Source organism: Dyadobacter sp. OTU695, from assembly GCF_038440355.1.
Taxonomy (GTDB): Bacteria; Bacteroidota; Bacteroidia; order Cytophagales; family Spirosomataceae; genus Dyadobacter.
The window spans coordinates 73,344-92,737 of the sequence record NZ_JASATN010000013.1 but is presented as its reverse complement, the minus strand read 5'-3'; the positions used below and the strand labels follow the sequence as shown (position 1 = coordinate 92,737).

The window sequence follows — 19,394 nt, the reverse complement described above, 5'->3', positions numbered from 1 at the left end:
CTATATTTATAATGGCTGTGCGTTCGCCACTCCCCAAAAGAAGTTCCGGCCCACTGCATTCATTCGCTTTGCTACACCACAATCATCTGAAATTCGGTCTTCCCGGGCCGGCAAAGATTCTTTGTTTTTTATTTAAACCCCTTCTCAGATGGAAACAACCAGTACCTCCAAGTCAATTCCCCAGTTCAGGGGCAGGGTTATCACTCCCGGCGATGCCGATTATGAGACCGCCAGGAAAGTCCACAATGGCATGGTTGACAAATGTCCTGGCTTCATTGCCCGTTGCGCGGATGAGACAGACGTCGTAAGAGCCATTCAGTTCGCCCGCGAAAACGACCTGCTCGTTGCCATTCGGGGCGGCGGCCATAACGGTGCCGGTCTCGGCGTATGTGACCAAGGGTTAGTCATTGATTTGTCGGCTATGCGTAATGTAACCGTCGACCCTGTCGCGATGACTATACGGGCGCAGGGCGGTTGCCTACTGGGTGACCTGGACACGGCCGCCCACCCCCACGGACTGGCCGTCCCGACGGGCATTAATGCCACAACCGGTATCGGTGGACTTACCCTCGGGGGAGGCCTGGGACATTTGACGCGTTTCGGCGGGTTGACGATCGACAACCTGTTAGAAGCGGAGGTGGTACTGGCCGATGGACGAATTGTAAAGGCATCACCTACCGAGAATGCGGATCTGTTTTGGGCAATACGTGGCGGCGGCGGCAATTTCGGCGTAGTCACATCTTTCCTTTTCCGGGCACACAACGTACACACGGTTTATGGCGGGCCCATGTTCTGGCATATGGACGACGCGAAGGATATGATGGCATGGTACCAGGATTTCATCAAACAGGCACCCGACAGCGTCAATGGATTTTTCGCATTCCATAAAATACCGCCGGCCCCAATGTTTCCCGAACAATACCATCTCGAAACGATGTGCGGCATCGTATGGTGCTGCATCGATGAGGAAGAGGCCGCAGAAGTTTTCGAAATGGTACGCAAATTCCGCACACCGCTGATCGATGCCGTGGGCCCGCTGCCCGTACCGGCGCTGCAAACTATGTTCGACGATTTATTTGCGCCGGGAATGCAATGGTACTGGAAAGGCGATTTTGTGAAGCACCTCAGCCCCGAAGTAATGGACGTGCATATCAAACACGCCCATAAGATCCCTAATTTCTTCTCGGGAATGCACCTCTACCCCGTCAATGGAGCTGCCAGCAGAGTGAAGAATGAAGATACGGCATGGAACTACCGCGATGCAACCTGGTCGATGGTGATCGTAGGCATTTCCCCCGATCCGTCCGAAAAAGAGCTCGTAACCAATTTTGCCCGCGATTACTGGCAGGAACTGCATCCTTTCGGCGCAGGCGGCGCTTATATCAATTTTATGATGGATGAAGGCACCGACCGCGTGAAGGCAACCTATGGAAGCAATTATGAGAAACTAACCAGGGTAAAGGCCAAATACGATCCCGATAATTTGTTCCGGGTCAACCAGAATATCAAGCCATCATAAAAAATCAGGCAGGCCTTCACAGACCTGCCTGATTTTTTAAAATAATACGCCCTCGTCGTCCGATTTGGCCGGCGGCGTGTACACGTCCTCCGATACCTGGGTCGTGTCCGTCGCGCATTCGCCTGTGTAACCTTCCGGCCGCGGGAACGGGCCTTTGCGGTATTGAACGAGCGTCTGGTCGTTGTAGACCTTTTGCATGAATGCGCCCCACGCAGGCATAGCCACGCGTCCGCCCTGCCCAAGGGCGAGAGAGCGGTAGTGAATGCTGCGGTCCTCGCCCCCAACCCACACGCCAGCCACGAGGTTGTGCGTCATGCCCATAAACCACCCGTCGGAATGGTTTTGGGATGTACCGGTTTTGGCGGCGATTTCATTGCCGTCGGTCACCCCGTATTGCCGCAGCCGGCCCGCGGTACCGCCCGGATCTTCCACGGCGCCGCGCATGAGGTACAACATGTTATAGGCCATATTCTCACTCAGTTCCTGGCTTTGCTGCTCATGGAATTCGGCCAGCAGCTTGCCGTGGCGGTCCTCGATGCGCAGGATCGTCATCGGCATCACCTTATATCCGCCATTGGCAAAAGACGAGTAGGCCGACACCATTTCGTAAACCGACACGTCGCCGGTTCCGAGGCAAAGCGCGGGCGTCGCTGGCAGGTCGCTGGTAATACCCAGCTTATGCGCATAATCCACCACGGTATTGGCTTTCACCATTTTCATAATGTTCGCCGTCACCGAGTTCACCGATTTCCCCAATGCCTGCCGGAGCGAAAGCGGCTGCTCGGAATACACGCCATTGGAGTTTTTCGGTGTGTAATCTTCTGAAACATCGTCGATCCCTGCCTGGAATGTTACGGGAGAATCCATGATTTTCTCGCAAGGGCTGATAAAATTCTTGTCCAATCCAGCCGTGTACACAAATGGCTTGAAAGTCGAGCCCGGCTGCCTTTTGCCTTGCTTCACGTGGTCGTACTGGAAATATTTGAAATTGATCCCTCCTACCCAGGCCTTCACGTGCCCGTTGCGCGGGTCCATGGCCATCATACCTGCGCGCAGGAATCGTTTGTAGTATTTGATCGAGTCGATCGGGCTCATGGTCACTTCTTTTTCGCCGTCCCACGAGAATACCTTCATTTTATAAGGCTTACGCATTACTTTCCAGGCCTCTTCTTCGCCCAGTTTGTTTTTCAACACATTGAAATAAGGCAGGCGGCGCACGGCCGTATTAATGAAACCGGGTATTTCCTTACCATTCTCGTCGATCCACGGATTACGGCCCTTCCAGTGATCGTTGAAAGTCTTTTGCTGCTCCTTCATGTGACGGGTAAGTGCTTCTTCCATGTACTCCTGCATGCGCGAGTCGATTGTCGTGTAAATGCGCAGGCCGCTCGTATAGAGGTTCAGGTCCGTGCCGTTTTCCTCGTTATACATTTTCACCCAGGCTTTCAGGTACCCGCGCATCGATTCCTGGAAATACGGCGCGGGACCGTTGGCATGGGTTTCCATGGCAAATTGGAGCCCCAACGGCTTTTCCTTCAACTGGTTGAAATCGTCTTCGGTGATATCGTCGTACTTCCGCATTTGCGCGAGTACGGTATTCCGGCGGTTAAGCGCATTTTGAGGAAACCGCATCGGATTATAAATGGTCGGGTTTTGCAGCATCCCCACCAGCAATGCCGATTGCAGGATATCCAGGTCACGAACGTCGGTATCGAAATACGTTTTGGAAGCGACCTTGATACCATACGCATTATTCCCGAACGATACCGTATTCAGGTACATTTGCATGATTTCCTGCTTGGTGTATTTCCTTTCGAGAATGACGGAAAGGATCCACTCCTTCGTTTTAGCGATCACGATCCGCACGCCCGGGATTTTACTTAATGTCCCTTCAAACTCTTCCGAACGCGTATTGAAAAGGTTTTTCGCGACCTGCTGGGTAAGCGTACTGCCGCCACCCGAACTCGAATTGCCCGTCAGGATACCCTTGGCAACACGCAAGAGACTGCGCGGGTCGATACCCGAATGGCTGATGAAGCGAGTATCTTCCGTCGCCAGCAATGCGTTGATCAGGTTGGGCGAAATTTCGGATATTTCGGCCGGCGAACGGTTCTCGATCAGGTACTTACCTATCGACTTGCCGTCCTGCGAAATCAGCTCGGAAGCAATCTCGCTCTTTGGATTTTCTAACGCTTTCAAATCGGGCATCCCACCGAACAGCCAGAAAAAATTGTAGTTGACGGCTGCAATGTAAAGTATCATCAGGGCCAGGCCTATGCCGAATGCACGCCATAAATAGAGAATGTGACGCCGGTATTTCCCGGGTTTCAATTGAATCATGTATTTTTCAGAGTAACGTCCAATAAACCGACCAAATAAGTGAATTTGATTTACAAATCAGCTATTAGAACGTCGTTGAGGAGGTATTTGCTACTTTTCCGGTAAAATATTTAAGTAAATTAAAGTATACCAAACTAATAGAAAGTGTTACTTTCGGCCAAATCTGAAAAGAACCTCGCTTCTTCTGAAAAGCTATGAGCCAAAACTTGAAATCAATGTGTGCCTGCGTTGTAACGCTCGTCCTGGCTGCCACGACCAACCTGTTGGCGTGTAGCTGTATGACTGATTTCCAACGCATTAAATCAATTGAGGATGTGAAGGACTACCCGTTCGTCGCGTTGGTGAAAATCACTTCCGAGACTACCAATCCACCTTCGGATTCGTCGCCCTTCCGCGATGCGATGCTGGGTTTTAAAATCATCGAAAAATTTAAAGGGAAAGATATCCGTGAGTTGATCGAATATGACATTCAATCGTCCTGCGACATGGGTATTGAAGTCGGTGACGAATGGATGCTGTTTGCGACAGAACGCAACGGCAAACTTTCGATAGGCGCGTGCAGCAGGAACGTCCGCTACCGCGACAAGGACGGCGTGAGGGATTGGCACTTTCAAAGAGGCATCCGGGAACTTGAAGATTTACGAAAATTGTATGGTTACGCCGAAAAGCGGAATCGCGACGGTGTCGACAAGCAATATTACTCCGATGGCAAACTGGAAGTCGAAACAAGCTATTCCCACGGCCTCAAAAACGGTCTGCGGACAATCTACCACCGAAATGGAAAGGTTTTGGGAAAACAAATGTTTATGGACGACTCGCTGCAAGGAAAATCGGAATGGTTTTTCCCGTCCGGCCAGCTATATGACCAAAAATTTTACCGGAAAGACGTTTTAATTAATGTATCAAGAGTGTACTACGATACCACGGTTACCGATCGGATGAAGAAATTCCTGATCAGAGATTTTTACAAAACCGAGGATTCGCTACGTAAAACATACAGCCGCGTTCAAGTTTGGCTGGAAGCACTTTATGATTACAATGGACAAATCGTCGCTTCGAAAGAATATTCGAGGTGGGGTGTCATCCAGCGGGAAAACATATACCATTTCCAGGATAGCATATACACTTCCGTTTTTTACCATGATAACGGGCAGGTCCATACCGTAAACCACTTTAAAGACTACACCACGCCCACCGGCCACTACCAGGAATACGACCCCGAAGGCAATCCCACCAAATCATGGGACTACGACGCCAACGGCAAGCAAATCAATATCCACATTCCCAAATAACTACGCTACGCCGGCCTGCCCGGGAAATTCAACCCGCTTTTTATATTCGTTCGGACTGAAACCGGTTTCTTTTTTGAATAGCCTTGAAAAATAAGGAGGGTTCTCAAATCCCAGCAGGTAGGCCGTTTCGGCAACCGTTTTGTCCGTACCGACCAGCATATTCTTCGCTTCCGAAATGAGGAAAATGTGGATTAGTTCGATCGCGGTTTTGCCGGTTTCCTGTTTGAGCAGATCGCTCAGGTAGCGCGGAGAGGTATTGAGCAGGTCGGCCATCAGTTTGACGGACGGAAGCCCTTTTTCCTGGAAATTACCATTTTCAAAATAGGTAGCGAGGCTTTCGTTGAAACGTGAAACGGTAGTACCCGAAAGCTGCGTGCGGTTGATGAACTGCCGCTTGTAAAAACGCTGCGAATATTTCAGCATCGAATCCAGGTGCGTGAGCATGATGTCGCGGCTGTATTCGTCGGTATTGTTGAGATATTCGTTTTGAATACGTGAAAAAAGATCCCAGATGATCTGTTCCTCTCGCTCCGACAAATGCAATGCCTCATTGGCTTCATAGTCGAAAAAACCATACTTGCGGATTTCGGAATGCAATGCATGGCCATTCAGAAAATCTTCGTGGACATAAAGCATAAACCCCTTTTCTTCCAGTTCTACATTATTGATTTCAATGACTTGCCGGGGCTTCGCGAAAAGCATCGAACCATTTTCATGGTCGTATTTCGTACGTCCGTAAAGGATATGTCCGGCCTTAATCTTTTTGAATGCGATCAGGTAAAAATCCGTCGTGAATTCCCGGCGGCCCAGCGTACAGTTTCTCAGCTCGTCGCAGGTGAACATGCTGATCATAGGGTGCTCCGGGGCCGACATATTGCTGGCGCGGTGGAGTTCGCTGATGCTTTTGTAATGGTCCATGGTTTTGAAACGGTTAAATCTGCACCCGTAAAAGGTGCAGATTTGAAGATTTTAATCAAATTTATATAAAATCAGGCAGTTACCTGGCCTCGACGGTCTCACCGTGTGCAGCATCTGCCACTTCTTTCCATTCTTCCCAGGTTGCAAGGCGGTCGGCGTATACCTGGCTTAACCAGGGGAACCCAACTTTACCGAGGAAAATTCTCAATGGCGGATTTTCTTCGTCGACTACTTTCAGGATGGCGTCAGGCGTAGCCTGCGGATCGCCGATCGTGTCGGGCGTTAATCCGGCGTAGAGTGCTTCCTTAATACCGTCGTACAATGCAATAGGCTCGCTGTGGAAAGCCGAAGCGCCGCCCCAGTCGGTAGAGAAGCCATTTGGCTCGACGATCGTCACTTTAATGCCGAAGTCTTTCACTTCCGAAGCCAGCGTTTCGCTAAGCCCTTCGACTGCCCATTTGGAAGCATTGTAAAGACCAAGTACCGGTAGCGTGGCAACCCCAAGCACGCTGGAAACCTGGATGATGTGGCCGCCGCCTTGTGCGCGCATTACCGGAATGGCAGCTTGCGTAACCCACAGAAGGCCGAAAACATTGGTTTCGATCTGGTCGCGGGCTTCTTTTTCGCTCGTTTCCTCGATGGCACCGAACAAGCCGTAACCCGCATTGTTGATCACGACATCGACACTGCCGAAATGTTTGCTGGTCTGTTCGATGGCGGCAAACGCTGCCGCCCGGTCGTTCACGTCCAGCTGAATGGTTAACAATGTATCAGGATATTGCGCCGCGAGGTCTTTCAGCGTTTCGGTATTGCGGGCGGTAGCCGCTACTTTGTCCCCTCTTTTCAAAAAAGCCTCTGCCCATATACGGCCGAATCCCTTGGAAGCGCCGGTGATAAAAATTGTTTTTGACATGATTGACAATTGTTTTGGTGTTTTGTTGATACAAATTTACCGGGTCGCTTCCGGCGGCGGCTTATACAAAAATCCGGAAATGCGATACAGTTTTACGAAACCCGGGTTTAGCGAAAGAGCGGTTTTACCTACGGCCGCTTACGCGGTTTTGCAGACTGCGGGAACCGTTGAAGCCTCATTGCGGTTCCGGGATTAATGAACATCCAGACCTATTTCCCGACGCCGGAGCTTAGTCCGTTTATCAAGACCTACAAGGTGATAGAAACACCGGTGCACGTGGTCAACCAGGTGCTGCCCGAAACTTCACCGGTAATGGTGTTCAGGCTGAGCGGCCAGGTTATCGTCAATCATAACGGCAGCTCGAATGCACTGGAACCGATTGTGGTTTCAGGTTTGCGAAAATCAGGACGGGCCATGCAGTATGGGTCCGGTACCATCAACATACTCGTCAATTTCCGGGAAGCCGCCATGGCTTCCTTTATCCGCGAGCCGCTGCATGAGCTCAGCGACGCAAGCATTTCCATGAATTACCTTGACGGCTTCAACGACATTGCCCAAATGCAGGAACAACTTGCAGAACAGCCATCACACGAGGCGCGTATTGAGCTCATCGAACGTTTTTTGCTCGGCAGGATCCTCGATAAAAAGCCTGACAATATGGTCATTGCAGCGATAAGAGAAATTCAATTCGCAGGCGGTCAGTTGCGAATGCGTGACCTGGCAGTGTCGTTGAATGTCAGCCAGGATGTGTTCGAGAAACGTTTCAGGCGGGTAGCCGGACTTTCCGCGAAACAATTCGCCTACATTGTTAAAATGAAGTCGGTGGTGGAAAAGGGCCGCTCGGGCCAGACACTGGCACAGATAGCGCTCGATGCCGGCTATTTCGACCAGCCGCATTTCAATAAGGATTTCAAACTCTTCACCGGCCTCACGCCTACCGAGTTTTTCAAATCTCCCATATTCTGGTAAATCAATGATTTTTTACAAGAATGACAGCCTGCCGCTTTGGAATTTTGTATGAGAAAAAACAAGCAAAAAGGCTATTCAAATTAAAAATCATGGAATCACAAGCAAACAGGGAAGTCGTATACATTGGTAAATATCTGATCCCGGCAACTTCCAAAGAAAAATTTCTCGAACGGCAGAATATCGCCCGCGCCTACATCCACACCCTCGCAGGCTTCATACGCGACTACGCCTACGAACGCATTACCGAAAACGGGGATACCGAATATATCACCGTCGCCACCTGGACGAATGACGAGGCTTTGAACAACGCGAGAGAGCTGGTGCAGACAGAAAACGACAGACAAGGTTTCGACCGCGCGGAATTCCTGAAAAGGCTGAATATCAAAATGGAGCCGGGTATCTTCCGCGAAGACCACGCATAATCCTGAAAGGCCTGAGGAAGCATACCGTACAGACGCGCTTCGGCCACAATGCCGGAACGCCGGAACGCCGGAACGCCGGAACGCCGGAGCGCCGGAACGCCGGAGCGCCGGAACGCCGGAGCGCGTTTTTTTCGAGTGGTGTATCGTATATTTAGGCTCGCATTGCCAGCCATAACACCATGAAAAACGAAGTATTCGACGTTTCCGGAAAGAGGGCGCTCCCGCTCGACCTCGACTCAGCCATTTCCTTCATGCCTTACATCCGTTTCCTCGAACAACGCGTCGCGGAAGAAAAAACGCTGAAATCTGCGTTTTATAAGAACATACTAACCTATTTCCGCGAAAACCAGCTGCCCGAAGGTGACGTGGAGCTCGACGAAGCACACCGGTACAGCGATTTCTTCGAATACGTTTACAGTAGCCTCTCGGCGCCGCTCGTGTCGGAACACAAGCTCGCCTGGGGAATGTGTATGCCGCTGTACCCGCATATTTTTTACGGTACTAACCTGCTTTTCGAAATGCTGAACATGAAGCCACTCGAAACGCAGTTTGAACTTCAGAAGAGCCCGGAAGACTACCAGCGCGAGCGCCTGCACCTGATTTATACGCTGATCCTCCAAAGGCTTTACAATTTCCAGGTTCCCGTGAAAATACAGCAATACCACGCCTGGACGGACACCCAAACCGGCCTCTACCGGTACTACGAAGTACTCGTAAGCCCCGAGTTTGTGGAAGTGACTGCCAAACAAGAGTTGCCGGAGCTCAATTTCGTTGAGATATACGCACATTTCAGCGAAAAGGACGGGCATTTGCAATTACAAAAGGTTTTGCCGCTGGACATGTTCCGTTTCCGGGGTTTTGCGGTGGTTACCGTCTCCGACGTCACTGCCAAAATGGCCGTTGAGAATATCAAAAAAGTTCAGTTCAACCGGATACCCGGCGATAGCCCGAACCGTTACCTCCGTATTATCCAGTCGTTGAAAACCCTGGTGCAGAATAACCGCATCGAGTTCGACCTCTTCCCCTTCGTGCGCGTGAACGGGCAGGCCGTGTACGGGTACGGGCAGGCGGGCACGGGCGTACTTTTTCAGATCTGGGGTGAAAACCGGCTGACACCCGAAGAGTTCCGGCGGCAGGCTGAGGGCTACGCCGCCAAGCCCAATTCGTTCTTTTCGCCCGATATTCAAGGGGAAGACGAGCGCCAGATCGGCTGGTTGGCGCCTTTCCGTGATCTGAATGTGCGTTCACTCGCATTGGTACCGCTTTTTGTAGAACAGAAACTGGTGGGCGTCCTTTGCATGCACACCTGGGAGGACGAACGCTTCGACGAGAAGAAGCTGGCGTCGCTGGAAATGGCGTTCGCCCCGGTGGCGCAGTTGCTGAATACCTATATAGAAGAGTTCAATACAGAACTGGAAAGCATTATCAAGGAAAAGTTTACGTCGATTCAGCCCGCGGTGCAATGGAAATTCAACGAATCGGCCTGGCATTACCTCCATCGCCGGAAGAAAGGCCTGCCCGAGGTCAATGAAAACATCGCTTTCTTCGACGTTTACCCTTTGTATGGGGCGATCGATATTCGCAATTCAACCAACGAACGCAATACCGCTATCCGCGCGGACCTGGGACATTACCTCGATCTACTCCATGAACTGCTGAATGCACTGGCGGGACTCGACCGGTCTTCATTGATGCAAGAACTGCGTTTTCATTGTACCAGGTGGCAACAAGCCATTTCCCAGGGCGAACTGACCGGCACCTCAGAGAACAATCTGAATACCTTTCTGAATGAAGAGGCCAGGAACTACCTCATCCATTTGTCGCAGCAGGACTCCCGCACGACGCAGCTCATCGACGAATACCTGGGGATTACACATCCGGCGCAGGGTGAAGTGCACCGGCACCGGCAGGAGCTCGACCAGTCGATGGAGCTGATCAACACAGCCGTGAACCGGTATTTCGAAGATCAGAAAGAAGCCCTGCAAGAGTCGTACCCTTGCTATTTCGAGAAATTCAGGACAGACGGCATCGAATATGACATTTACATCGGCCAGTCGATTTCACCCGATCGGCCTTTCAACCATTTCCATCTCAAAAACCTGCGGTTGTGGCAACTCTCTTCCATGATCGAAGTGGCGAAGCTCACGCGCGGGTTACTGAGCGAAATGCCGAAGGAGTTGCACACTACCCAGCTGATTTTTGTCCATAACCACATGATCGACATCAGTTTCCGCACCGACGAACGGAAATTCGACGTCGAAGGCGCTTATAACATCCGTTACCAGATGATCAAGAAGCGTATCGACAAGGTCCGGGTCAAGCATTCGCAGGAGCGCCTTACCCAGCCCGACAAAATTGCCCTTATTTATCTGCACCAGCGGGATATCGAGGATTATCTTCCTTTTATCCATTATCTGCAGGAAACCCATGCGCTGGATCCTGCCACCGAAGAGCTCGAACTCGAAGATTTACAGGGCCTCAGCGGCCTGCGTGCATTACGCCTCGGAATTGTATATTGACCGCGACTAACCTGGCAAAGCACAGCCTCCGGAATCATCCGGGGGCTTTTTTATGTAATTAAAGAGAAATTATTATTTGGACTTATTACAAATAAACTATATTTGCGGCTCCACAGTCGAAGTGGATGCCTGGTTATCCCTTCGCTTTTTACTACTCATTTTTCTCAAAATCATGTTCAAAAAACAACTTCTAACTGCCGTTCTCATGCTTTGCTGCTCGGCACAATTGCTGGCGCATGCCCTATGGATCCAGACGGCCCCGAAAGGGAAATCAGGTCAGAAACAATCCGTTAAAATCATCTACGCGGAGCCGGGAGACAAACCTGAAAAACTGGGTGAATGGTATTCGGATGTGAAAGACTTCGAGCTTTGGCTCACTGCGCCCGATCAGAAACGCACCAAACTGGCGACCGTTGCAGCGGATGATCATTTCACTGCGGAGTTCACCCCCGACCAGCAGGGCGTATACACGTTATCGGTGGGCCACACTTCGAAAGACCTGGGTGGAACGACTGTTTATCAGTTCAATGCCAGCGCATTAGTGGTCGTTGGAAAAGCCGATGCGGGGAACAATCCGGGTGCGAATGCCAACGAGTTGAATGTTTTTGCCGATCCTGCGAAAGCGTATAAAGTAAATAGCCCGCTGAACTTGCATGGACTTTTCAAGAATAACGGAAATGAAAAGCTTTCCGTGACGGTGGCATCGCCATCCGGTTGGAGCAAACAGATCAGTACCGATGAAAAGGGTTTGGCCGAATTTATTCCGCTTTGGCCGGGCACTTATTTCATCGAAGCATCCAAAAGCTGGAAAGAAACCGGCAACCTTAATGGAAAGGAATACAAAGCATTTTGGCGCAGTGCCACTTTGCTGGTAGAAGTTGGAAAATAATTTTTCAAAACTTATTCATCCGCATGTCCCTGTACGAACAAATCAGTGCCTATTGCGTCCGGCACAAAATAAGACTCGCTGAAAAACGGGTCGTTGTGGCCGATCAATTGCTGGTAGCCAACGAATTTATGGATGGTGATACATTATGGCGCGACATGCGCAGCCGCGGTATTAAAATCAGTCCGGCCACCGTTTATGAATCGCTCAACTGGCTGGTAAGTGCAGGGTTTGCGGAGCGGCGTTTCGCGACCGACAGCCGCAAAAATCTTTTTGGGATACCCGAGCTTGTCAGGAATGGGCTAGGCAACTGAGGCAGGATTCCTGTTTACCAGCACTTAACAAAAAAGGGTCCGTTTCCGGACCCTTTTTTCATATCTATTAAGCAACCACCGCATTCTTTGGCTTACGACCTCGTGGTTTACCGGTGTATGCCGGCTTGGGTTCTTCCGTTCCCAGGGTGAGTTCATAACCGACAACGCCTTCTTCATAATTAAAAAGGGTTACCTCAAAAATATACTTGGTACTTTCAAAATCCACACCGCCTTTACGGAGAATCAGTTCCAGCGGGATCGAATATCCGCGGCCGCTTCTGGTAAGGACAAATGTTCCGTTTTCGTCTGAGCTCGGAATCAGGTACAGGTGTTTCAAGGTTCTTTTACCCTGCTGTGCTCCGATTTTAAAGCGAGCCGTTTCTGGTTCGATACCTAATTCTTCCAAAGTTTTAGGAGGAAGAACAAGCTTGCCGGAGGAGGAAACATAGCCGGTAGGCTTTGGTTTCTCCTGGGGTTTTTTCGTTACCGAAACATTATCCTCGGGAGAAAAGAATTTAATTGCTCTTGCTTTCATAAATAAATTACGGGTTGCTGGTGGATTATTACTTTCGCAAAAGTAATGAAGTTAACATTTTATTAAAAATACTTTTTGTAATAAATAATATTCCAAAACTGGCGAAAAAAATTAGTCGGTTAACGCCCCTGCCCGCATTTTTATTAAACGTTTTTTCGCTCCCGTTTTCTAAATCGTTTTTAAATAGAACCGCCGGAACAACGCTTATTATCATCCGTCTAAATGCAGCCGATTTCCATTACAGGTCCAAAACTCCTGGCGTGTGCTTCGGATCGGACCGTCGCTTCCGGCATGAAGAGTTATCCTTTTGCTCATTGTAAAGACAGCAATACTTTGCGAACAAATATGTCTCATACGGTTACAAAATTTCAATTCGGTATTTTAGAAATACGGCCCGGTCTTCATCGCGTTTAAACCCGGCTTTGTTGTTCGAACCTGAAACTATTTTTTGGAACCGGTAATAACCGGAAGTAAAATTCCCGGAAATCGGAATTTGGACCGTAGAAGTAGTTAGGCAAACCAAATCTCACCTAAGATTTAAGTTATATTAAATGCGTTTCGCACGAAACTCTTACTCGCTTTGCCACTTAAAAATTAAAACTAACTCTCAATCAGTGACTAAAGACGACTGAAATAGCGAACCTGTTTCCCGCTTTTTAAATTTTATTCAAACCCACCATCGAGTATTCCGACAGTTACTTGTAGTAATATCTATCACAGCATAAATGTCGTGCCAACCATTTTCAGCCTTTGTAAACTTTTTCCAGAGCGCATTAATCGCGTACATTGCATTGGTAAGGAAACAACCCCGGCCCCTATGAAAAAACTGCTACTCCTCAACCTTCTGCTACTCTTCCTCACACAGGCGCGCGCACAAGCGACGCGGGAAATCACTTCCCCGAACGGCTCCATACGGCTGGTAACTTATGTGCACGACCAACTGCGGTACAGCGTGTATTTCAAAAATCGGCTGATCGTTTCGCCATCGGAGATCGACATGGTCCTCGCGGACGGCAAGAAACTTTCGGGCGGTCTGGCCAAGCCCCAGTTCGCTGAAAGGACCGTCAGCGAGACAATCATTTCGCCGGTGCCAGAAAAACGCATCCGCATTCCTGATCGCTACAAAGAGCTTAAAATAACCCTGCGCAATGCGTTTGCTGTCACTTTCAGGGTGTACGACGATGGCGTCGCGTACCGCATCGCGACTTTCTTCCCCGGTGAAATCACGGTTCGTTCGGAAACTGCCGCATTCCGTTTTCCGGCCAATCATCCGGTGTACTTTCCGGAAGTAGCCCCGCCGTCGAATATGGATATTTACCATACCGGTTTCGAAGAACCTTATACGATCAAACCGCTTGAAAATATTTCGTCTAAAAGCCTTTTTTTCTCGCCCGTCCTGGTCGCGCCGGCCGATTCACCCAAGATAGGCATCACCGAATCCGACCTGGAAGATTACCCCGGCATGTTCCTGAGTGGAACTGCCCAAAAGGCATTAATGGGCCATTTTGCGCCCTACCCTGCCGAAGAAACCGAAACGAAGGAGCTGTATTCCACCCGATATGTTTCCAAACGGGCCGATTTCCTGGCAAAAACAAAAGGAACGCGGGTGTTTCCCTGGAGGGTGCTGATCATCGCTCCGGAAGACAGGGACTTGCCCGGTAATGATCTGGTTTACAGGCTTGCCAGCCCATCGCGCGTGCAGGACGTATCGTGGATAAAACCCGGAAAGGCGACGGACGAATGGATTATCACTTCCAATGTTTTCAATGTGCCTTTCAAAAGCGGCATTAATACCGCTACCTACAAATACTATATTGATTTTGCCAAACGATTTGGCTTCGAACGCATTATGATGGATGCGGGTTGGAGCGACAATAACGATTTGTTCAAAATCAATCCCGATATCAATATGGAGGAGATTGTCGCCTATGCGAAGAGCAGGGGCGTCGGGATCAGCATGTGGACGCTCGCCCTTACGCTCGACAAACAGCTTGAACCAGCCCTGGAACAGTTCAGTAAATGGGGAGTCGATTTCATTATGACGGATTTCATCAATCGCGACGATCAGAAGGCCGTGCAGTTCTTTTATAAAGTGGCAGAGGCGTGCGCAAGGCATAAGATCATGCTGATGTTTCACGGGGCCTTCAAACCGGCCGGGTTTAATCGCACCTTCCCGCACGCGGTCGCCCGCGAGGCAGTGCTGGGGTCGGAATACAATATGTGGAGCGCCAAAGCGACACCCGAGCACAATGTGCTGCTGGCGTTCATCCGGATGCTCGGCGGCCCGCTCGATTACGAGCCCGGCATGCTTAACAACGCGACGCCAAAGGGTTTTCATGCGATGCCCGAAAATGTGATGTCGCTCACCACCCGGACCCAGCAGCTGGCCATGTTCGTAGTCTACGAAAGCCCTATCCAGTTTTTCGCCGGGAACCCTTCACAGGGCATGAAGGAACCCGCGTTTATGGAACTGCTCGGCGGCATCCCGACCGTTTGGGATACCACCCGCATCCTCGACGCGCGCCTGGGCGACTACGTCGTCACCTCAAGAAAAAAGGGCTCCGACTGGTATATCGGCGCCCTGAACGATTCGACGGCCCGGGGACTCAATGTTCCGCTCGATTTTCTCCCGCCCGGAAATTACCACGCCACCATTTGCGAGGACGGCATCAATGCCGACCGCTATCCGGCCGACTACCGGCTTTCCGAAGCGACGTTGACGCCGGGCGACAAGTTAAAGATCAGTATGGCACCGGGCGGCGGTTATGTAGTGCGGTTACGCCGGCTGTGAGCGGTTGTCTACTATTTATGCCGCTGATCTACCATATTTGGTAACAATGACCTGATCGCATTGTTTTGTCTCACCGGATGTACCACCGCCGGCAAGCGTCCAGCCGTACAAACATTTATTCTGCCAATCATGTAGTATGTAATGCATAGTACCTATCATTACATAGCTTTGTGGAAACTATTAGCCATGAAAACTTTTGAAGAAAAATTCGATCATTTGCCGTTCCCCGGGCGCTGGCTGGGCGGGATTTCGCTCGTGCTGGCGCCTATCCTTTTGCTAACGGGCGAAATCCTGAAACTCAGGTTCGATTTCTTTTTCCCGGAACAATTGCGGGCATATCAGGATCATCCGACGCTGATGTTTACGGCTTACAGCCTGTTTCTTGCCGGTAACATCCTGCTATGGCCGGCCATTATCACCCTGGCAAACCTGATTGGCCGTACAAAGCCATTGTGGGCTGTTTGGGGCGGTAGCCTGGTGCTGTTCGGGCTTTTTGCGAGGACCTTCCATTCCGGGATCAATCATCTGGCGTTCCAGCTGGTTAATATCCTGAGTTTACCAAAAGCAACGGAAGCAGTGGCGCAATCGTACAGTGCATTTCACATTGTCTCAACCCTCTCGGGTGCCATTCTCTTTGGCTGGGCCGTACTTGCATTGGGCGCCTGGCTTTCAGGCACGTTAAGACCGGTCGGCGTAGTGGCGCTGGCCATGATGTCGGCACTGATGATCGGAGTGTTGAAGGGCGGAACGGTCATGTCCGTGATCGCGACGGCCTGCCTGTGCATCGCTTTGGTACCGCTGGGTGTGCGCGTACTGGCCCATGGTAGCATGCCGCCTGCAAGGTTATTCTGGGGTTGGCTTGTGTTTTCTTCGGCGGTGATCGGCCTATTTTTCTTCCTCGGACAAGCGGGATAGTTTTGGGGTAATTGGCCGTGCTGCACCAATCGGCCGGGTTGTTTTGCGGTGATGGGCACTTCTGGATTTCTCTGCCTTTTTACGGCGTCCCCACCAGATCACGAAGCCGGTCACCGGCAGGCTGGCGCAAATTAAGCCGGCAAAAAAGGTAAGGATCTTGCTCGGCAATCCTGCCCACGCACCCACGTGCAGGTCGAAATTCATAGCATAGGCTTTCTCGCCGTTGGTTAACTCGCCAAATGATCGTGAACGCAATCGTGCCCCCGTGAACTGATCATACTGGCCCTGAATGCGGTCATAGCGATTGCCGGCAGTCAAATAAGTGGATGCATTGATGGGCAATTTACCTGTTGCAGGAAAATTAATGAGGTATCCGTATGCCCTGGGCTGGTCGTGCTGCAATGCTGCAAACACCCTGTCCACTGCCTTGCCGTCCTTGCTTTGTGTGGTATCGGAAAAAACAGCGGGTACGTCTGCCAGCTTTCCGCCGTCGGCAATGGTTTTCACCCCTTTCTCAAACCAGTCGAACGCCCATACCAAGCCGGTGATCGCGCACACGAACAGGATCACGCAGGCATAGAAACCCAGCACATTGTGCAGGTCGTAATTGACGCGCTTCCATTTGGCATTCCATTTGATTTTAAAACTCTTATCCGTATTCGACCTGTTCCATTTGACGGGCCACCACAGCACCAGCCCGGAAATGAGGATCAGCACAAAGGCCAGTACTGAATAGCTCACTACCGTATGCCCGATCTTTTCGCCGAAAAGCATCCGCATATGCAGGCCAAGCACAATGGTAAAAAACTCGTTTTTCGAATCTTCGAGTTTTACAACCTTGCCATTGTACGGGTTCACATAGGCCCGTGTATAATATTTGTAGTAATCCCAATGCGAAAAGCCCTCCTTATCGACCTTCAATGCCCTGAAAATATAAGTCCTGTCGGGCTGGGAAGATATTTCGACCCTCGTCACGGGCCGCTTCTCTCCTACCGCTTTCTGCGCGACGGCCAGCAGCTCGCTCAAGGGCAATTTCGGTTTGTTTTCAGGTTGTATAAAAAGGCGGTCTTTGTAAACCAACGGCTTGATCTCGTCGGTAAAAACATATATGGCACCGGTAAGTCCCAGCACGATGATCACAATCCCCGACGCCAGCCCCAGCCAGAGGTGTAGTGTTCCGATAAGCTTGCCAAGGGCTGTCTTTTTCTGAGACATGAATGTATTTGCGTTGATAGCGGCAGGAAACGGCGCCTGATAGCTCAAAAACGTATCCGGACGCTTTTGCAGCAAAGAAATGCCCTATTTAGTTTAATTACAAATTATTAAACCGGGCAATGCTGATTATTTTCATTCAAAATAAAAATAGAGGAATCTCAGCGCACTAATGTCTCCAGTTCGTCGAGCAGGCTTTGCTGCCGTTCATTGATTTTGGCGTGGGCCGTGACGATATCAAACCATTCCGCCCGGTCTACTTCTGGAAACGCCTGTATCCGGCCCGAATGCGGCGGCCATTCCAGTTCGAATGTGTTGCTTGAGACCTTCGACGCATCGATATTCCCTTCGACCGCCCAGGCCAGTACTTCCTTGCCACCCTTCTGCTTAATGGCGGTGAGCGGAAGGAATGTTCCTTCGACAGTCACCCCGGTTTCCTCCGAAAATTCACGTCGGGCCGCCAAGAGAGGATCTTCGGAATCGCCGTATTCCCCTTTCGGGATCGACCACGCGCCGAGATCCTTACGTGCAAAAAACGGCCCTCCCGGATGCACCAGCAACACTTCCAACCTTTCTATTTTCCGAAACATCAAAATTCCCGCGCTACGTGCTGCCATTTGTCAGACCATAAAAATGTTTGCCGGAAAGTAGCAGGCAATACCGGTATTACCAACCGCTTCGGGAATTGTTTTACTTTTACCGCCTGTTCAGCCAGTTACCAAACGCCAAACCATGAAACCCGCCTTTTTTTCGAAGTACGAATGGGGATATCATCTCGCGATGATGCCGGTCTGCTTTGCGCTGGGCAACTATTATCTGGTGGGCGAAAGGTATTTCGTCGATCCGTCCACTTTCGTTAGTGCAACAGCGCTCGCATGGGTGCTTTACTGGTTTTCAGTGGTGATACTAACGATCGTCATTCGCAGGACGGCCGGCAGTTCGGCGGAGGGTCAGATCCTCGAACAAATGCTGAAAATGTTCTGGAAGCTGGCAGCGGTCACGATCCTCCTGATGCTTTTCGATATCTGGATTTACAGCCTGGTACCCGGCCTTGAAGTAGATTTCACCTGGTCGGAAATCTGGCCCGCGGCACTGGTTGGGCTGCTGTGCGATGCCTTCATTTGTGCTTTACTTGGCCTGTTCTATGCATTGCAACAGTGGAAAAATGACAAGGCCGATGACGAAAAACTGGCCCGGCAGTCATTGGAAGTAGAATTTGACGCACTGAAAGGCCAGGTTAACCCGCATTTTCTTTTCAACAGCCTCAATACCCTGTCCTCGCTCATCAATGCCGACCCCACGCAAGCGGAGGATTTTGTGGAAGATCTCGCACGCATTTACCGCTATATGCTCCAAGGCGGCCGGACCGAGCTGGTGCCGCTCCAGTCGGAGCTTGCTTTTCTGGAAGTATATGTCCGTTTATTAAAAGTACGGTACCACGATGCACTCCTCGTGCAGCTTCCCGAGCGCTGCCCGCCCGATCTGACAATCCCGCCGCTTGTATTGCAAATACTGCTCGATAATGCTGTTCAATACAATGTGCTATCGACCAGCCGCCCGCTCAGGGTGACGATCAGCCTCACAGGCGATCGGGCTATCCGGGTTAGTAATAATGTTCAAATGCGCCACAGAACTCTCGGCGTGACAGGAACCGGCCTGCGCGGGCTGTCAGCAAAACTCCTCACATTTACGCCGCGCCAATTGGAGATTGAGGAAACCAACAACACTTTCTCGGTTACGATCCCTCTGCTGCCCGACGCAGTAACAGCTCCCGCGCAATGACAATTCATGCCTATAAAAGTGCAATTGATGCAACTTATCCGCTTGCGTTTTCAAGCATTACCCTATT

General features: G+C 50.6%; 16 protein-coding genes. 10 read left to right on the top strand and 6 right to left on the bottom strand.

Features of this window, described 5'->3' with window-relative positions:
- Positions 1-148: 148 nt before the first annotated feature.
- On the top strand, positions 149-1,519 hold the full coding sequence (locus AAHB90_RS22180; RefSeq protein ID WP_342087423.1) for an FAD-binding oxidoreductase: 1,371 nt from the start codon (positions 149-151) through the stop codon (positions 1,517-1,519).
- Between the two features lie 36 nt (positions 1,520-1,555).
- Here AAHB90_RS22180 and AAHB90_RS22175 read toward each other — a convergent pair whose 3' ends face one another.
- The gene (locus AAHB90_RS22175; protein ID WP_342087422.1) at positions 1,556-3,859 is read right to left on the bottom strand and encodes a penicillin-binding protein 1A; all 2,304 of its coding nucleotides are present in this window, start codon (positions 3,857-3,859) and stop codon (positions 1,556-1,558) included.
- A gap of 215 nt (positions 3,860-4,074) precedes the next feature.
- On the opposite strand from AAHB90_RS22175, the gene AAHB90_RS22170 reads away from it, so the two are divergent.
- Positions 4,075-5,151, top strand: a complete 1,077-nt coding sequence (locus AAHB90_RS22170) for a toxin-antitoxin system YwqK family antitoxin (RefSeq protein ID WP_342087420.1) — start codon at positions 4,075-4,077, stop codon at positions 5,149-5,151.
- On the opposite strand, the gene AAHB90_RS22165 is transcribed toward AAHB90_RS22170, so the two are convergent.
- Both AAHB90_RS22165 and AAHB90_RS22160 read right to left on the bottom strand, forming a co-directional pair.
- On the bottom strand, positions 5,152-6,069 hold the full coding sequence (locus AAHB90_RS22165; RefSeq protein ID WP_342087419.1) for a helix-turn-helix domain-containing protein: 918 nt from the start codon (positions 6,067-6,069) through the stop codon (positions 5,152-5,154).
- Between the two features lie 79 nt (positions 6,070-6,148).
- The gene (locus AAHB90_RS22160; protein WP_342087418.1) at positions 6,149-6,982 is read right to left on the bottom strand and encodes an SDR family oxidoreductase; all 834 of its coding nucleotides are present in this window, start codon (positions 6,980-6,982) and stop codon (positions 6,149-6,151) included.
- Positions 6,983-7,177: 195 nt separating this feature from the next.
- On the opposite strand from AAHB90_RS22160, the gene AAHB90_RS22155 reads away from it, so the two are divergent.
- From AAHB90_RS22155 to AAHB90_RS22135, 5 genes are all read left to right on the top strand, one after another.
- Positions 7,178-7,951, top strand: coding sequence for a helix-turn-helix domain-containing protein (locus tag AAHB90_RS22155; RefSeq protein WP_342087417.1), 774 nt, complete (start codon positions 7,178-7,180; stop codon positions 7,949-7,951).
- 89 nt (positions 7,952-8,040) lie between these two features.
- Positions 8,041-8,373, top strand: coding sequence for a hypothetical protein (locus AAHB90_RS22150; RefSeq protein WP_342087416.1), 333 nt, complete (start codon positions 8,041-8,043; stop codon positions 8,371-8,373).
- Positions 8,374-8,552: 179 nt separating this feature from the next.
- Positions 8,553-10,892, top strand: coding sequence for a GAF domain-containing protein (locus AAHB90_RS22145; RefSeq protein ID WP_342087415.1), 2,340 nt, complete (start codon positions 8,553-8,555; stop codon positions 10,890-10,892).
- A 172-nt stretch (positions 10,893-11,064) separates the two neighbouring features.
- On the top strand, positions 11,065-11,781 hold the full coding sequence (locus tag AAHB90_RS22140) for a DUF4198 domain-containing protein (RefSeq protein ID WP_342087414.1): 717 nt from the start codon (positions 11,065-11,067) through the stop codon (positions 11,779-11,781).
- Between the two features lie 23 nt (positions 11,782-11,804).
- Positions 11,805-12,092 (top strand): transcriptional repressor, encoded by a 288-nt coding sequence (locus tag AAHB90_RS22135; RefSeq protein ID WP_342087413.1) that lies wholly within the window; start codon positions 11,805-11,807, stop codon positions 12,090-12,092.
- Positions 12,093-12,159: 67 nt separating this feature from the next.
- On the opposite strand, the gene AAHB90_RS22130 is transcribed toward AAHB90_RS22135, so the two are convergent.
- A complete protein-coding gene (locus tag AAHB90_RS22130; protein WP_342087411.1) occupies positions 12,160-12,627 on the bottom strand; it encodes a hypothetical protein in 468 nt (155 codons plus the stop codon).
- Between the two features lie 817 nt (positions 12,628-13,444).
- Here AAHB90_RS22130 and AAHB90_RS22125 point away from each other — a divergent pair.
- Together AAHB90_RS22125 and AAHB90_RS22120 are read left to right on the top strand one after the other, a co-directional pair.
- Complete coding sequence (locus AAHB90_RS22125) at positions 13,445-15,418, top strand: glycoside hydrolase family 97 protein (protein ID WP_342087409.1); 1,974 nt, start codon at positions 13,445-13,447, stop codon at positions 15,416-15,418.
- A gap of 186 nt (positions 15,419-15,604) precedes the next feature.
- On the top strand, positions 15,605-16,333 hold the full coding sequence (locus AAHB90_RS22120; RefSeq protein WP_342087407.1) for a hypothetical protein: 729 nt from the start codon (positions 15,605-15,607) through the stop codon (positions 16,331-16,333).
- Here AAHB90_RS22120 and AAHB90_RS22115 read toward each other — a convergent pair.
- Entirely contained in the window at positions 16,304-17,548 is a 1,245-nt protein-coding gene (locus tag AAHB90_RS22115) for a PepSY-associated TM helix domain-containing protein (RefSeq protein ID WP_342087405.1), read from the bottom strand. The two genes, AAHB90_RS22120 and AAHB90_RS22115, sit on opposite strands and share 30 nt — an antisense overlap.
- Positions 17,549-17,706: 158 nt before the next feature.
- Positions 17,707-18,162 (bottom strand): NUDIX domain-containing protein, encoded by a 456-nt coding sequence (locus tag AAHB90_RS22110; RefSeq protein ID WP_342087404.1) that lies wholly within the window; start codon positions 18,160-18,162, stop codon positions 17,707-17,709.
- A 115-nt stretch (positions 18,163-18,277) separates the two neighbouring features.
- On the opposite strand from AAHB90_RS22110, the gene AAHB90_RS22105 reads away from it, so the two are divergent.
- Positions 18,278-19,327 carry a sensor histidine kinase gene (locus AAHB90_RS22105; RefSeq protein ID WP_342087403.1) on the top strand — a complete coding sequence of 350 codons (1,050 nt, stop codon included), beginning with the start codon at positions 18,278-18,280 and terminating at the stop codon, positions 19,325-19,327.
- Positions 19,328-19,394 lie beyond the last annotated feature (67 nt).